Origin of the sequence: Mesorhizobium sp. (assembly GCF_004963255.1) — a bacterium.
Lineage (GTDB): Bacteria > Pseudomonadota > Alphaproteobacteria > Rhizobiales > Rhizobiaceae > Mesorhizobium.
On sequence record NZ_SUGA01000020.1, the window covers coordinates 23,541 to 39,767 of the forward strand.

Consider the following 16,227-nt stretch of genomic DNA (forward strand, 5'->3'; position numbering starts at 1 on the left):
TCCCCTTCGCGCTCTATTCGGCGGGCACGTGTCTGGCGGTCACAGCGTTGCCGTCCTTCTTGGCGCGGTATTCGCTGTAGGCGGCGATCAGCATGTCCTCGTCGCGATATTGCGGCACCCAGCCGAGCTGGCGCTCGGCCTTCGATACGTCGAGCACGCATTCCTCGTCGGCGATCAAATACTGTTCAGGATCCATGATCGGCATGTTGAGCAAATCGAGCAGGTCGAGCGCGCGCTTGACCGCCCAGCCGGGTGTCGGCAGCAGGATCGACTTCGAGCCGGCATGGCGGATGAGGTCGCCGAGCAGTTTCTTGACCGGCGGCGGATTGAGCGAGCCAAGATTGTAAGCCTCGTTCGGCACACCGGCCTTCCAGGCGGCGCGGGCGGCTTCCGCGCAGTCGAACACCGAGATGAACTGATAGGGATTCCTGCCCGAACCGATCATCGGCACCGGAAGATTCCAGTCGATCAGCTTGAACAGTTTTTCCAGGATGCCGAGGCGCCCCGGCCCGATGATCAGGCGCGGCCTGAAAAGCGAGATCGACATGCCGCGCTTGCGCCATTCGATGGCGAGCTCCTCGGTCTTGAGCTTCGACAGGCCATATTCGCCGAGCGGCGCGACTGGATGGTCCTCGGTCATCGGCAGCACCACAGTGTGGCCGTAGATCATGTCGGTGGTATAGTGGACGAGCTTCGAGGCGCCGGCCTTGTCCATCGCCTGGATGATGTTCTCGGTGCCGTGGAAGTTCACCGGGAAGAAGAAATCATGGCGCTTGGCGCGCACCTGGATCGGCGACAGCATCTTGGCCGACAGATTGTAGACCATGTCGTCCGCCTTGAGCCCGACCGCCGCGACCGAGGCCGGATCGGTCACATCGCAGGTGATGAAGCGCATCGAACGGTAATGCGGTAGGTCGCTCTTCACTATGTCGGCGACGACGACATTCTCGCCATCGGCGACGAGCTTGGGTGCAAGGTGACGGCCGACGAAACCGTCGCCGCCGAAAATCACATGTCTCATCGAACGATCTCGCTTGTCTGGATTTCGTCGGACGCGATGGATGCGGTCCGGTCCTCGTGCTCGCGCCCACTTTGCGCGATCAGGATCGTGCCGACGCAGATGCAGGCGATGCCGGCGATGCGCCAGCCATTGAGGTCCTCGCGGAAGACGAAATAGGCAAAGATCGCCACGGCGACATAGGCGAGGCTGAGGAACGGATAGGCGAAGCTGAGCTCGACCTTGGACAGCACATAGAGATGCGACGCCATCGAGATGACGAAGGTGCACAGACCGAGGAACACCCATGGGCTGAACACGATCTGCAGCAGCCTGACGAGCGGATTGACGCCTTCGAAGGAGATCGGCCCCATCGACATCATGCCTTGCTTCAGCATCAGCTGCGCCGCGGCATTGGTCATGACCGTGAAGAGAATGAAGACTATGTATTTCATTGTTGCTACCCCGCCCCCTTGGGCGGTCCTATTACAGACCTGCAAATATTTCGTGAAGTCGCGACCCTGTTTGAGTAAACCCTGGCGTAACGCTTTGTTTACCATGATTTATTCGAATTCTATCTATTCCGCGGCTTCAGCTCTTCCTTGTCCGATCTCCAGTCTCTTGGCGGTACGCGCCCAGAAGCTTGACAGGAAAGCCGGGTCGCGAAGCGCCTCCAGCCGTTGCCAATGCGGGAACGACGCGGCGAATGTCTCAGGCCCCATCCGGGCGTCCTTGTAGGGGTTCACCGCCCCGCCCGCCTCGACCGTGATGCGGTCGAGTTCGGCAAGCAGCCGCAACGTCCTTTCGCCCCGGTTCGGGAAATCGAGTGTCAGCGTGTAGCCAGGGCGCGGGAACGACAGCAGCGCCGGCGAGCGGACATCGCCGAAGCGCTTGAGCACCGTCAGGAACGATCCCTGCGCTGCCCGTCGCGCCGCCTCGAGCAGCGCGGGCACGATGCGGCGGGCCTTCTCCTCCGGCACCACGCTCTGGTGCTGGAAAAACCCGCGCGGCCCGTAGAGCCGGTTCCAGTCGCGGACGCCGTCGAGCGGAAAGAAGAAGCCCTGATAGCCCGCCTGGCACGGGACCGCGGATTTGCCCTTTTTCCAGCGGTAGGCTGCGTTGAAGGCCGTGAGGAAGGGCCGGTTCAGCACATTGAACGGCGGTTGCACCGGCACGGAAAGCCGGCTGCCGGCATTCGCGGCGGCGTGCGAGCCGTGTTCGGCATGGTTGCCGGTGAACAAAAGGCCGCGCCCGCGCCCATGGCCGCCGGCAAGCTGGTCGATCCAGGCGACGGCATATTCGTTAGCCTGGTCCGCCGCCTCGGCAAGATCGAAAAATTCGTCGAGATCGCGAAACCGCGTCGCCTTCTCCGTGATGTCGAGCGACGGCACGCGCAGAAGCTTGATCGATGCCGACAGGATCAGCCCGGTCAGGCCCATGCCGCCGGTCGTCGCCCCGAACAGGCGGACATTGTCGGTCTGCGAGCAGCGATAGGTCCGGCCGTCGGACCTCAGCAGCGTCAAGGCCTCGACATGACCGCCAAAGGTGCCGCGCCGATGGTGGTTCTTGCCGTGGACGTCGTTGGCGATCGCGCCGCCCAGCGTCACGAACTGCGTGCCCGGAACAACGGCCGGAAAGAAGCCGTAGGGAGCGGCATAGGCGATGATGTCGCAAAGCAGCGTGCCGGCATCGGCTTCCAGAACGCCGGTCTCGGCGTTGAAGGAACGGATGCGGTTGAGCGGCCGCATGTCGACCACCATGCCGGCATCGTTCTGGCAGCTATCGCCATAGGAGCGGCCATGTCCGTAGGCGAGCAGCGATCCGGCTTTCGCCCCGCCGCGCCTCAGCAAGGCGATGGCCTCATCCGCCGAGATCGCCTTGCGCGCCGGCGGCGTCGCCAGTCCGAAGCTGCCGAAGCGCTCCTGCCCCATCACCAGCCTCCGGCGACGAGGAAGACCGCGCCGATCGCGACGACGATCTGGCTGCGCCAGTCACGGATGATGAAGACGACCGGGTCGTCATGCATCTCGTCGCGTCGGGCGAGGATCCAGACGCGCATCGTGAGGTAGAGCACGATCGGCGCCAGCGGCCATATCAGCCAGGGATGCGGGTAAAGCTCGCGCACCGCCGGGCTGTCCATATAGAGCGCGAGCACCAGCGCCGAGGAGAAGGCCGACGCCATGCCGGCCTGGGCGACGATCTCCTGGTCCTCGGTGCGATAGCCGCGGCCGGCGATGCGCTCGCCCGGCGGAATGGCGGTGGTGCGCAGTTCGACGAAGCGCTTCACCAGCGCCAGCGACAGGAAGAAGAAGATCGAAAAGGCAAGCAGCCAGAAGGAAACGTCCACGCCGGTGGCGGCCGCGCCCGCCAGCACGCGGATCGTGTAAAGGCCGGCAAGCGTCAGCACATCGACCAGAAGCATGCGCTTGAACGACAGCGAATAGGCGGTGGTGACGACCAGATAGCCGGCAAGCACGCCAAGGAATTCGATCGGCAGGAACAGGCCAGCGGCGATGCCGATCGCCAGCAGCGCCGCGATCGCGCTCATGCCGAACGGAATGGACAATGCGCCGCTGGCGAAAGGCCGGCTGCGCTTGGTCGGATGCTTGCGGTCGAGGGCCAGGTCGAAGAAATCGTTGAGGATGTAGATGGCGGACGCCACCGCGCTGAAGGACACGAACGCCAGCAGGCATTCCCAGATCATATTGGGATTGAAATATTCGTGCGACAGCACCATTGGCACGGCGATCAGTGCGTTCTTCAGCCACTGATGCATGCGCAGCATCTTGATATAGGTTCTGAGTGTCGGCTTCGGCGCCGGCATTGCTTCGGCCTGATGCGCTGCCTGCCAGCGCCGGGCGCTGCGGTCGGGCGCCACCACCAGCGCATTCCGCGCGGCGTCGAACACTTTGAGGTCGTGGCGGCTGTTGCCGGCGTAATCGAAGCCCGCATCGCCATAGGCGGCGACCAGAGCGGAGCACTTGCGGCCCGAGGTCATGTTATGCGGGCCGTCGGTCGCCAGCACGCGATCGAAAATGCCGAGATGCGCCGCGATGGCTTCCGCAAATTTGCGGGGAGTTCCGGTCGCCAGCACGATCACGCGGCCCTCTCGATGCTCGGCGCGCAAACGGTCGATCAATTCCTGACGGTAAGGCAGCGAGGCCGGGTCGATGTCGACGCGCAGGGATATTTCCTGCTTAAGCCGCGCCGGACCGCCGGTCAGCCAGAGCGGCAGCAGAAAGAAATAGAGCGGGTTCTTCTTGAGGAGGATGAACAGGCCTTCCCACAGAAGGTCCGTTGCAACCAACGTCCCGTCGAGATCGACCGCAAGCGGAATTGCGTTCCTGTCCGACCTCGCGTCCATTGTCCTGCCCCGATTGAGCGCGGGATCCCGAAACTCCAGATCCGGGAAGGACCACGCGCCAATTCAACCCACGCCGTGTGCCGGCGTCCTTGGGGAGCAGATATAGCCGGGGATGACGCAGCGAACGTTAAAACGTGCGGTTGCAGGGAATGGTCATGCCGGTTTTTCGGGCGTCATCGTTAAGCGTCGGCTACCGGAAACGATAAAAGGCCGGACATCGGTCCGGCCTTTGCCAATCTTGCCGCGCCAATCCGTGGCGCGTTACTTGATGCGGGCGGTCCCACCCGAAATTTCGACCGTTTCCGAACCGGTCAGGGCTTCGAGGTCACCATTGGGCAGGGTGACGAAGCAGCCGTTCGAGCAGAACTCCACCGTCTCGCCGGCACCGAGCGTCAGCTCGCTCTTGGCGCCGCCTTCGGTCACGACCAGGGTCCGCGTCTGAGCGTCCCTGTTGATCGCGCTGGCGGCGAAAGCCGAACCGCCCAAGGCCAGCAAAGCGATGGCGGCAACGACAGACTTCCACATTGCATTTCCGGTGTTTCACACACCGCCTCTGTTCAAAATTTGCAAGGCATTCTCGCCCTTTGCATCGAAGCTTATATGAGATGTTACCTGAACCGCAACTGAATGCCGCATTCATGCCACAATCGGTTTCGACGCCGGATGTGCCCGCGCCGCAGGTGTGCTGAGATTCAGGTCAGGCCGAGTCGAAAGTGGTGGGGTCCGAGAACCGGAGCAGAGCGTACTTGAAGTACGTGAGCACCGGAAGCGCAGGACCCCGCCATTTGCAGACCGGCTTCACCTGAATATCAGCACACCTCAGCCTGGGTCGGGCTTGCGGCCCTTCCGCTTTATCTTGGCAAGCCGTTCCCGTTCGGCCGCGGCTTCCTCCTCCAGCCTCTGGCGCTCGGCGAATTCGGCTTCGATCTTGTCGTCGTCGATCGGCCAGGCTTCGTGCTTGTTCGTCTCGACCACGGCGCGCGGCGTCGACGGGATTTCGATCCGCTCGTCCTCGAAGATATCGAAGATGGCGAAACGAATATCGTTCTGCACGACGCTGCTGTTCATGATGTCGGCAACGAAAACGCGAATTTCGAACTCGAGAGCGGCCGCCCCGAAATTAGCGAAGAGGACGAACGGCTCCGGATTCTTCAGCACCATCGGATGGGCGCGGGCAATATCCAGCAGGATGGCATGGACGCGCCTCACGTCGCTGCCATAGGCGACGCCGACCTTGATTTCGACCCGCCCCAGCTTGTTGCGATGCGTCCAGTTGCCGACCGCGTTGTTGATGAGGTTCGAATTGGGCAGGATCACCGACTGCCGCTGGAAGGTCTCGATCTCGGTGGCGCGCACACTGATCTTGCGCACCGTGCCGCTGACATCGCCGGCGACGATCCAGTCGCCGACCTTGAACGGCCGCTCGGCAAGCAGGATGAGGCCCGAAACGAAATTCGAGACGACGTTCTGCAGGCCGAAGCCGATGCCGAGCGAAAGCGCACCGGCAACCAGCGCCAGGTTGGAAAGATCGATGCCGGCCGCCGAGATGCCGACCAGGCCGGCAATCGCCACGCCGGCATAGCCGACGCCGAGCCGGATCGAGTTGCGCACGCCGGCATCGACCTTGCCGCGCGCCATCACCGAGCCGTCCAGCCAGCCCTGGAACCAGCGCGTCAGGAAATAGCCGATGACGAAGACGACGATGCCGCTGAGGATGCCTAGGAAAGAGATGGTCACCGACCCGATCGAGACGCCGGTCGCCAGCTTATAGGCCCAGGCCTCGATATCGCCGGGCTGGAATCCCCACATCAACAGGATCAGCGGCAGGAACACCACGACGATCATCAGGTTGATGGCGATGCTGACCACCAGCCCGAGTTGGTCGAGCGCGGTATCCTCGTAGCTTGAATTTTCCGAAAGCCAGCGCCCGACCGAAGTGTCGGCGAAACCTCCCTCCTCGCCGATCGCGCGCGCCGACAGGAAGCCGATATAGGCCGTCACCAGGACGGTCCCGGTCACCACAACCTGGAACGCGACGAAAAGCGACAGGCCGATATAGCCGAGCAGTGCCGCGGCAATGGTGAACAGGCCGAGCCCGACGGCAATGAAACGAAGCCAGGCCGGCCAGGGACGCCATGAGCCGTCCTCCGCCTTGAAAGGCTTCAACCATCCCATCAGGATCAGGATGACGCCGATGATGATGGTTGCGATAAAGCTCCTGGCGATCGTCAGCGAAAGCGGCGAGCCCATCTTCTCGTTGACGACCGACAGGAAGTAATTCAAGCCGAGCACCAGGGCCATCGCGGTCGTCAGCCCGACGAGCCAGCGCGCCGGCCCCGTCGCGACCGGGATCAGGCGCCAGTTGGGCAGCCGCGGCTCAAGGGCGGCGTTGGTCAGCCGGTTGACGCAGAACACCATGCCGATCACCGTCAGCAGGGCATTGAGGAACGTGCCAATGTCGCCGCGCAGCACATTGTAATAGTTGAAGAAGAACACGGCCGAGGCGAAGAAGACGCCGAGCGCCAGGGTCGGCAGCAGCGTCGACCAGAAGGCGACCGACAGCCGGCTGAGATAGGACGGCTCCTCGATGGTTGGGTCGGCCTCGAAGATGCGGCCGAACAAGCGCCTGCCGCCGATCAAGAGCACGGCCGCCAGCGCCAGCGCCATCAGCGTCGCGGCAAGGATCGCCTGGAACTTGAATTTGAGGGCGAAGCTCAGCCAGGACGACACCGCCTTGTACAGACCCGAGATCTGGTCATGCGCGTCGGAAAAGGCCTGCGGGCTCAGCGCGTCGTTCAGGTCATAGTGTTTGGTGATGACGCTGCGAAAAAGTTCGCTGCGCATGACGGCGATCTTGTCGACCAGCCCGTTGACGCGGATCGACAGATTCTGCGCGCTGGCGACGACGGCGTTGATCTCGGCCTTCTCCGAGACAAGCGCGCTGCGCTCGTTGCTGACGATCGCCGGCTCGGGCGGCTGCCCCTGTGCCGGAGGCGGCCCAAGCACCTCGACGCGGGCGTTGATATCGTTGAGGCGTTGGCGGAATGCCAGCGCGCTGGTCAGCGCCGCCCGCGAAATATCCTCGAGTTGCAGGCGGATATCGACCAGCCCCGCATCGTCCTGGTCGGGGTCGCCCAGTTTCTTCTCCAGCCCGTCCGTCCTGGTCGTAAGGTCCTGGATGACCTTGGTCTGGTCGGCGACGAGTTGCGCCGAGCCGTGGCCGATCGCCTGCGCCGACGCGTCGAACACCGGCTGCCCGAAGACAGCGACGATGACGACCAAGATCAGGCGCAGCAGGCGGAAAAACATGGCGTTGTGGCGACTCGCGGCCGAAAAATCCTCGAAATTCCGCCCTTGATAAAGACCGGTCTATCGGGCGGCAAGCCGTCCCGGTCGCGTCGAGCGGAGTCGGCCTGTCGAAAAGCGATGGCGCAATCTTGGCTTTGCGCTTCCCGCCTGCTCTATAGTCTGCCGCCTCGCATCATAAGGACGATAGGAAGAATGGCGGAATATTCAGCCTTTTCGCTGCTCAAGAATGCGCTGGCCGGCAACAAGGATTGGAAGCCCGCCTGGCGCAAGCCTGACCCCAAGGCTTCCTACGATGTGATCGTCATCGGCGGCGGCGGGCACGGTCTTTCGACCGCCTATTACCTTGCCAGGGAACACGGCATCACCAATGTCGCCGTGCTGGAAAAAGGCTGGCTGGGCTCGGGCAATGTCGGCCGCAACACCACGGCCGTGCGCTCCAACTATCTCTTGCCGCAGAACACACGCTTCTACGAGCATTCGATGAAGCTGTGGGAGAACCTCTCGCACGACCTCAACTACAACGTCATGTTCTCGCAGCGCGGCTGCCTTAACCTTGCGCACACCCCTGCTCAGCTCGACGATTATGCGAGACGAGGCAACGCCATGCGCCATCTCGGCGTCGACGCCGAACTGATGAGCGTCGAGCAGATCAAGCGGCTTGTGCCGGCGCTGGATGTCTCGGGTTCGGCCCGCTTCCCGGTGCTTGGCGGGCTGATGCAGCCGCGGGCTGGCACCGCCCGTCACGACGCGGTCGCCTGGGGCTATGCGCGCGGCGCCGACCGGCGCGGCGTCGACATCATCGAGAATTGCGAGGTGACCGGCTTCCTGCGCGACGGCGGTCGCATCACCGGCGTTTCGACGACGCGTGGCGAAATCCGCGCCAAGAAGGTCGCACTTGCCGTTGCCGGCAGCACCGGTCACGTCATGCAGCTTGCCGGCATTTCGCACATGCCGATCGAAAGCCATGTGCTGCAGGCCTTCGTCTCGGAATCGCTGAAGCCGGTGATCGACACCGTTCTCACCTTCGGCATGGGCCACTTCTACATTTCGCAGTCCGACAAGGGCGGCCTCGTCTATGGCGGCGACCTCGACGGCTACAACAGCTACGCCCAGCGCGGCAGCCTGCCGATCGTCGATGAGGTGATGAGCGAGATGCTGGCGCTGTTCCCGGGTCTCGCCCGGGTGCGCATGCTGCGCTCCTGGGGCGGGCTGTGCGACATGACGATGGACGGCTCGCCGATCATCACCACCGGCCCGTTGCCGGGCATGTATCTCAATTGCGGCTGGTGCTACGGCGGCTTCAAGGCGACGCCCGCCTCCGGCTGGTGCTTTGCCTATACCATCGCCAAGGACGAGCCGCACGAGTTCAACGCGCCCTTCACGCTCGACCGCTTCTATCGCGGCTTGATCATCGACGACAAAGGCCAGGGCGCGAATCCGCGGCTGCACTAGGGAACCATGATCCCAAGAAATGGGAACCGGTTTTTGGAAAAGATCATGGTTGAACAAGAAGATACAAGAAAATGCTGATCACCTGTCCCTATTGCGGGCCGCGCGATGTCATCGAATTCACCTATCAGGGCGACGGCAACCGGGAGCGGCCGCAGCCGGCCTCGCAAGATCTCGACGCCTGGAACGCCTATGTCTACGACCGGCTCAATCCGGCCGGCGACCACAATGAGATATGGCAGCATTCCGGCGGTTGCCGCGCGCATCTGAGGGTCGTGCGCAACACCATCACGCATGAGATCCTGAGCACCGCCTTCGCCCGCGGCGGCCACAAATCTGCCGACAACAGGGCGGAGGGCCGTTCGTGAGCCCTCGCCGCACCGAGACCGGCGGTCGCATCGACCGGCTGCGCACGATCCGCTTCACCTTCGACGGAGCGCCTTACACCGGCCATGCCGGCGACACACTGGCCTCGGCGCTGCTCGCCAGCGGCGTGACGCTGTTCGGCCGTTCGTTCAAATACCATCGCCCGCGCGGCCTGCTTTCCGCTGGCGTCGAGGAGCCCAATGCGCTGGTGACGGTGCTGCGCAGCGAAGTGCGCGAGCCCAACATCCCTGCCACCATGGTCGAGATCTATGACGGGCTCGTCGCCGTCAGCCAGAACCGCAAGCCTTCGCTCGCCTGGGACATCGGCGCCATCAACCAGCTTGGCGGCAAGATCCTGTCGGCCGGCTTCTACTACAAGACCTTCATGGGGCCGGTGATCGGTCCGCTGAAGGGCACGCGCTTCTGGATGTTCTGCGAGCATTTCATCCGCCGCGCCGCCGGTCTCGGCAAGGCAGGCACCGCCCACGACCCGGCGCGCTACGAACGCATGAACGCTTTCTGCGACGTGCTGGTCGTCGGCTCCGGTCCGGCCGGCCTGATGGCGGCCAAGGCCGCCGCCGACCAGGGCGCCCGGGTCATCCTCGCCGATCTCGAAGCCCATTTCGGCGGCTCCGCCAACTGGTCGGGCGAAACCATCGACGGCATGCCTGCCGCCGACTGGGCCCAGCGTGTGGCTGCGCAGCTCGCAGGCAACGACAATGTGCGGCTTTTGCCGCGCACGACGGTGTGGGGCTATTACGACGGCAACACGCTGGCCGCGCTTGAACGGGTGACCGACCACAAGGAAGTCGCCGCCAAGGGCGAGCCGCGCCAGCGCTACTGGGCGATCCGTGCGGGCACGGTGGTGCTCGCCACCGGCTCCTTCGAGCGGCCGCTGGTGTTCCCTGGAAACGATCGTCCCGGCGTCATGCTGGCCCATGCGGCGGAGCGCTACGCGGTTGAATATGGCGTGCTGCCTGGACAGCGCGTCGCGCTCTTCACCAACAACGACAGCGCCTACCGCTCGGCCGTCGCCCTGAAGAAGGCTGGCGCGGCGGTCGTCGCCATCATCGATGTCCGCGGCGATGTCTCGAACGAGATGCGCCGGCTGGCGAGCGATGCGGAAGCCGAGCTGCTTGCCGGTCACGCCGTGGTCGCGACCGAGGGCGGGAAGGCGCTCACCGGCCTCAAGGTGCAGCGCTTCGACGCCATGAGCGGTTCGCTCAGCGGCGACGAGCGCAGCATCCACGCCGACAGCCTTCTGATGTCGGGCGGCTGGTCGCCGACCATCCACCTCGCCAGCCAGGCCGGCGCGAAAGCCGAGTGGGACCCTGCCAGGCAAGCTTTCCTGCCGCCGAAGCCGACGCAGCGCTGGATCGGCGCCGGCGCCTTCACCGGCAGTTTTTCGACAGCGCAGGCAATCGCGGAAGGTCGCGCCGCCGGTCTCCAGGCGGCTGGCGGTACGGCTTCATCCGGTCCCCTGCCCGTCGTCGAGGCGGCTCCGGGCGATCCCGATCCGGCTCCGGTCTTCGAGATCAGGGCCAAGGGCAAGAGCTTTGTCGACTTCCAGCACGACGTCACCGCCGAGGACGTGCGGCTGGCGCATCGCGAAGGCTTCGTCTCGGTCGAGCATCTGAAGCGCTACACCACGCTCGGCATGGCGACCGACCAGGGCAAGAACTCCAACGTGCCGGGTCTCGCCATCATGGCCGAGGCGCTCGGCAAGCCGATCCCCGAAGTCGGCACGACGCGCTTCCGCCCGCCTTACACGGCGGTGTCGATCGGCTCGCTGGCGGCAGAGCGCTTCGGCGACCTCAAGCCCGAGCGGCTGACCCCGATGCATGACTGGCACATCGCCAATGGCGCGAGGATGTATTCGGCCGGCCTCTGGTACCGCCCGATGATCTATGGCCTCCCCGGCGAGACGGTCGAGCAGGCCTATGTGCGGGAAGCAAGAGCCACGCGCGACAGCGCCGGCATCGTCGATGTCTCGACGCTGGGTAAGATCGCCGTGCAGGGGCCTGACGCGGCCGAGTTCCTCGACCGCGTCTACACCAACATGTTTTCGACGCTTGCGGTCGGCAAGGCGCGCTACGGCCTGATGCTGCGCGAGGATGGACTGGCCTTCGACGACGGCACCACCTGGCGGCTCGGCGAACAGGATTTCCTGATGACCACCACCACCGCCAATGCCGGCAAGGTGATGCAGCATCTGGAATATTTCCTGGACGTCATCTGGCCGGAATTGAAGGTCACCGTCACCTCGGTCACCGACGAATGGGCGGGGGCTGCGATCGGCGGCCCGAACGCGCGCGCCATCCTCGCTTCCTGCGTCACAGGCACTGCCGTCGACAACGCCACCCTGCCCTTCATGGGCATCGTGCATGGCCGGATCGCCGGCGTGCCGGTGATGATCTGCCGACTGTCCTTCTCCGGCGAGATGGCGTTCGAGGTCTATTCCGGTGCCGGTTACGGCACCCGCGTCTGGGAAGCCTTGATCGAGGCCGGCAAGCCTTTTGGCCTTGTCACCTATGGGCTCGAGGCGCTGGGCACTATGCGCATCGAAAAGGGCCATGTCACCGGCGCCGAGATCGACGGCCGCACCACGGCGCGCGACCTCCATCTCGACTGGATGCTGTCGAAGAAGAAGCCTTTCATCGGCTCGGCCATGATGGACCGCGAAGGCCTGATTGCGCCCGACCGGCTCGAGCTGGTCGGGCTGATCGCCCTCGACAACCGGGCCCTCAACGGCGGCGGACATATCGTCGAGGAACTGGACGAAGCCAATCCGCACGATTCGCTCGGCCACATCACCGCCTGCTGCTATTCGCCGGCGCTGGGCAAATACATCGCGCTGGCCCTGGTCAAGGGCGGCAAGGCGCGGCACGGGACCCGCGCCTTCGTCTCGGATCCGCTGCGCAACCGGTTCGGGCCGGTCGAGATCGTCTCCAACCATTTCTACGATCCGGACGGGAGCCGCATGCATGGCTGAGCAGCAATTGCCCGAGCGCCAGTCGCCGCTGGAGCCGGAGTACCATCCGGGTTCGCACGGCAATTTCGAACATGGCGTCGATGTCATCCTTTCCGAGACGCGGCCGGGCTCGATCCTGCAGCTTGCCGCATGGCCGGGCGAGGAGAAGCGGCTGATCGAGATCATCCGCAAGGTCACCGGCCTTGCCCTGCCCGACGGCGCCGGCGGCGGGGTGAGCAACGGCACCCGCGCCGTCTTCGGCTTCGCGTCGGGGAAATTCACCGTGGTGGATGAGGCTGAGGGCTTGGCTCAGGCCTTTGCCGGATCGATCACGCCGGCCATCGGCACGCTGACGGATCTTTCGCATGGCCGCACCGCGATCCGCATCGCCGGCCCGAAGGCCGAATGGGTGATGGCGAAGTTCTTCGCCATCGACTTTGCCTTGCCGGCCTTCCCGCTCGGCGCCGGCCGCTCGACCAATCATCACGACATCTTCGCCCAGATCCAGCGCAGCGGCGCCGACCAGTTCGACATCTACGTCTTCCGTTCCTTCGCGCGCTCGTTCTGGAAGGCGCTGTGCCACGCCAGCGAAGAAGTCGGCTACGAGGTGCAATAGACACGGCGTTGCCGGCTGCGCATTGGGCCAGCAGGCTATCTGGCACTATCGACGGCTACAACTGCTGCTTGAGCGTTGGGCCAGCAGGCGCGATAGCTAAGGAATCACGAGTGTTTGCCAAGGCAGACGCCCGCTCAGGCAACCAGTTCGACCATACCCTTCCATGACTGTTGAGACTTCGGCGACGGCCACGACCCGCTTTGCTCCGGCGGAGGGTCCGTCGATGTTGTTGCCGGCAACCGTCGCTTGCGGCGTTTTCATGACGAGCCTCGACCAGAATGTCGTGGTCACGGCGCTGCCCGGCATCGGCGAGAACCTCGACCGCCCGCCAAGCCAGCTTGGCCTTTTGATCACCGTCTATGTCGCCAGCCTCATCGTCACCATGCCGCTCGGCGGCTGGCTGGCCGACCGCTTCGGGCTGCGCAACGTCTATTGCTTCGCCCTGCTCGTCTTCGCCAGCGCCTCGGCCTTGTGCGGCCTTTCGGAGAACATCTGGATGCTGGTCGGCTCGCGCGCCTTGCAGGGCTGCGGCGGCGCGCTGATGGGCACGCTCGGCCAGGTCGTGATCCTGTCGAGTTTCCCGCGCGACCGTACGCTCAAGATCAACATGTATATCTCGCTCGCCGGGCAATCGGGACCGCTGGTCGGACCGCTGGTGGGCGGCGCGCTCACCACCTATGTCTCGTGGCGCTGGATCTTCTATATCAACATCCCGATCGCGCTGACCGCGGCGCTGCTGGCCGCCTCGCTGTTTCCGTCAACGACCAAGCCGGTGCGCACGCCGTTCGATTTTCCGGGCTTCCTGCTCGTCGGCAGCGGCATGGGTCTTCTGATCTTCGGCATGGACTCGCTTGCCGCTAAGGATGCCGCGGGCAGCCTGATTGGCATCGAGCTTGGCCTGGCGATCGTCATCCTGGCGGTTGCCTCCTTATACTGCCTGCGCGCCCGCAACCCGCTGCTCGACCTCAACCTGCTGCGCATCCGCACGTTTCGAATCTCCTTCCTTACTGGAGGCAGCCTCGACACGATCGGCCTCAGCTCCGTGGTCTTCCTGCTGCCGCTGATGTTCCAGCTCGGCTTCGGCATGAGCGCCGTGCAGGCCGGATCGCTGACCTTCGTCGCCGCGATCGGATCCCTGATCATGCGCTTCTTCATGCCACGCCTTCTGAACCGCTTCGGCTTCAGGCGCGTGCTGGTCACCAACACCCCGATCGTCGCCTTGCTGGTCGCGGGCTTTGCCCTGATGCAGGAGAGCCTGCCGGCCTGGATCGTGCTGGCCTACATTTTTGTTTTCGGCGTCTTCCGCTCGGTGCAATGGGCCTCGACCGGCAATCTTTCCTATTCGGACATCGCGCCGGAGCAACTCGCCCGCTTCAGCGCGCTCTATTACATCCTGTGGCAGCTCGCGGTGGCGATCAGCGTCGGTCTCGCGGCGGCGCTGCTGTCGCTGCTTGCCGGCGGCGGCAAGGCCAGCGTCGACGACTATCGCATCCTGTTCGTCGTCGAAGGGCTGATCACGCTTTGCGCGCTATCGGCTTACCTGCGGCTGACGCCGCGTGATGGCGCCCACGTCAGCGGCCACGGCGCGCATATGAGTACCGATTAAGGCAGCATTATTCCGCGAAGGTCACCCAGTCCTCGAGTGGAGCGCGGTCGGTGCGGAACTCGTTTTCGGGCTTGGACGTGTCCTCATAGCCGAGCGCCATGCCGCAGACGACGATCTCTTCGTCGGGAATGTTGAGCACCGGCCTGATCTGCCGATGGTAGGGAGCGAAGGCCGCCTGCGGGCAGGTATGCAGCCCCCTGCCTCGTGCAGCGACCATGATGTTCTGCAGGAACATGCCGTAGTCGATCCACGAGCCCTGGTTCAGTCTCCGGTCGATCGTGAAGATCATGCCGACGGGAGCATCGAAGAAGATGAAGTTGCGGTCGTGCTGCGCCCGCATCTTGTCGACCTCGCGCCGGCCGATGCCCAGCGCGCCGTAAAGGCCGAAGCCATTGGCGCGCCGGCGCGTCAGATATGGTTCGAAGAACTGGTCGGGATAATAGCGGTATTCGTCCCACTCGGCCTTTTCGGCACGGATGCCGGAGTTGAGGATGGCGTCGCTGATGCGCTGCTTGACGTCGCCCTTGGTCACGTAGACGCGCCAGGGCTGCATGTTGGTGCCGGACGGCGCGCGCGCGGCGACCGCCAGGATCGCGCGGATCGTGTCGTCATCGACCATATCCGGCAGGAAAGCGCGCACCGACCGGCGCGAGGTGATCGCCTCATCGACGATCTCCGCATCCGACGCGATCCGGATGTTCTTCTCAAGCATGGGTCGTCCCTTTCGGCATGGCCAGAAACCCACAACACGGTTTCCTTGACGACCATCCGCAGACTATGAACTAACTTGGTCTCCGACCGTGCGCCCCACTCGCCGCTCGTGCGCGAGCCTTTGCATCAACCGCCGAAAACGCGCAAGCAAATCTTGTGGCCTATGAAAATCTCCTTGATTTTTTCATGGTTTTACCCTCTCATGAAATTTATCCGGATTTTTTCATGAGAGGCCTTTGAGCTCGACCACCGCCAGATCGGAGCAGGACAATGGCGACCGGCTGCTGGCCGGCGACATCCGCGCGCTGCGCAAGGCGCGCGGCCTCACGCTCAGCGAAATTGCGCTCAAGTTGGGCCGTTCGATCGGCTGGGTCAGCCAGGTCGAACGCGGGCTCTCGGTGCCTTCGGTCGGCGATTTGCGCGCCTTCGCCGACCTCTTCGATGTGCCGATCAGCCTGTTCTTCAGTCATGACGTGCCGGTCGAGGAAGAGCGTGGCGTGATCGTGCGCGCCGGCCGCCGCCGCGTCCTTGGCACAAGTGAATCGGGTCTGGTGGAAGAGCTTCTGTCGCCCGATCTCGGCAGTAGTTTCGAGGTGGTGCGCTCAGTCTTCGCGCCTGGCGCCGAGATGAAGACCGCGGCGCTTCGGCCGACCGAGGAGGCCGGATACATCGTCTCCGGACTGTTCGACATCGAGATCGCCGGCGTCTGGCATCGGCTTGGCGAAGGCGACTCGTTCCGCTTCGAGGGCAAGCCCTATCGCTGGCGCAATCCGGGCACCGAGCCGGCGGTCGTCATCTGGGTGGTTTCACCGCCGGTATATTGATTGAATTGGAGGAG

13 protein-coding genes are annotated in these 16,227 nt (G+C 64.0%); 6 read left to right on the forward strand and 7 right to left on the reverse strand.

The features are described from left to right. Window positions 1-13: 13 nt before the first annotated feature. The 6 genes from E5X34_RS20165 to E5X34_RS20190 form a co-directional block, all read right to left on the reverse strand. Entirely contained in the window at window positions 14-1,021 is a 1,008-nt protein-coding gene (locus E5X34_RS20165) for an NAD(P)-dependent oxidoreductase (protein WP_292568217.1), read from the reverse strand. Next, window positions 1,018-1,452, reverse strand: a complete 435-nt coding sequence (locus tag E5X34_RS20170) for an EamA family transporter (RefSeq protein WP_292568218.1) — start codon at window positions 1,450-1,452, stop codon at window positions 1,018-1,020. The genes E5X34_RS20165 and E5X34_RS20170 overlap by 4 nt, the downstream gene beginning before the upstream one ends. A gap of 123 nt (window positions 1,453-1,575) precedes the next feature. Beyond that, complete coding sequence (locus E5X34_RS20175) at window positions 1,576-2,928, reverse strand: FAD-binding oxidoreductase (RefSeq protein ID WP_292568220.1); 1,353 nt, start codon at window positions 2,926-2,928, stop codon at window positions 1,576-1,578. Continuing rightward, window positions 2,928-4,361, reverse strand: a complete 1,434-nt coding sequence (locus E5X34_RS20180; protein ID WP_292568222.1) for a UbiA family prenyltransferase — start codon at window positions 4,359-4,361, stop codon at window positions 2,928-2,930. The genes E5X34_RS20175 and E5X34_RS20180 overlap by 1 nt, the downstream gene beginning before the upstream one ends. Before the next feature lie 261 nt (window positions 4,362-4,622). After that, window positions 4,623-4,886, reverse strand: coding sequence for a hypothetical protein (locus E5X34_RS20185; RefSeq protein ID WP_042645040.1), 264 nt, complete (start codon window positions 4,884-4,886; stop codon window positions 4,623-4,625). Between the two features lie 294 nt (window positions 4,887-5,180). Then, entirely contained in the window at window positions 5,181-7,670 is a 2,490-nt protein-coding gene (locus E5X34_RS20190) for a mechanosensitive ion channel family protein (protein WP_292568224.1), read from the reverse strand. A 192-nt stretch (window positions 7,671-7,862) separates the two neighbouring features. Between E5X34_RS20190 and E5X34_RS20195 the strand changes: the two genes are divergently transcribed. The 5 genes from E5X34_RS20195 to E5X34_RS20215 all read left to right on the forward strand — a co-directional run bounded on the left by E5X34_RS20195 (window position 7,863) and on the right by E5X34_RS20215 (window position 14,678). Further along, window positions 7,863-9,122 carry a sarcosine oxidase subunit beta gene (locus tag E5X34_RS20195; RefSeq protein WP_292568226.1) on the forward strand — a complete coding sequence of 420 codons (1,260 nt, stop codon included), beginning with the start codon at window positions 7,863-7,865 and terminating at the stop codon, window positions 9,120-9,122. Window positions 9,123-9,193: 71 nt separating this feature from the next. Next, window positions 9,194-9,487, forward strand: coding sequence for a sarcosine oxidase subunit delta (locus E5X34_RS20200; RefSeq protein WP_127252801.1), 294 nt, complete (start codon window positions 9,194-9,196; stop codon window positions 9,485-9,487). Further along, on the forward strand, window positions 9,484-12,477 hold the full coding sequence (locus E5X34_RS20205) for a sarcosine oxidase subunit alpha (protein WP_292568228.1): 2,994 nt from the start codon (window positions 9,484-9,486) through the stop codon (window positions 12,475-12,477). The genes E5X34_RS20200 and E5X34_RS20205 overlap by 4 nt, the downstream gene beginning before the upstream one ends. A gap of 7 nt (window positions 12,478-12,484) precedes the next feature. Next, window positions 12,485-13,072 (forward strand): sarcosine oxidase subunit gamma, encoded by a 588-nt coding sequence (locus E5X34_RS20210; protein ID WP_366664896.1) that lies wholly within the window; start codon window positions 12,485-12,487, stop codon window positions 13,070-13,072. A gap of 223 nt (window positions 13,073-13,295) precedes the next feature. After that, window positions 13,296-14,678, forward strand: a complete 1,383-nt coding sequence (locus E5X34_RS20215) for an MFS transporter (protein ID WP_292568232.1) — start codon at window positions 13,296-13,298, stop codon at window positions 14,676-14,678. Window positions 14,679-14,685: 7 nt separating this feature from the next. On the opposite strand, the gene E5X34_RS20220 is transcribed toward E5X34_RS20215, so the two are convergent. After that, window positions 14,686-15,390, reverse strand: coding sequence for a nitroreductase (locus E5X34_RS20220; protein ID WP_292568234.1), 705 nt, complete (start codon window positions 15,388-15,390; stop codon window positions 14,686-14,688). A 235-nt stretch (window positions 15,391-15,625) separates the two neighbouring features. Between E5X34_RS20220 and E5X34_RS20225 the strand changes: the two genes are divergently transcribed. Further along, window positions 15,626-16,213, forward strand: a complete 588-nt coding sequence (locus tag E5X34_RS20225; RefSeq protein ID WP_292568237.1) for an XRE family transcriptional regulator — start codon at window positions 15,626-15,628, stop codon at window positions 16,211-16,213. The last annotated feature ends 14 nt before the right edge of the window (window positions 16,214-16,227 follow it).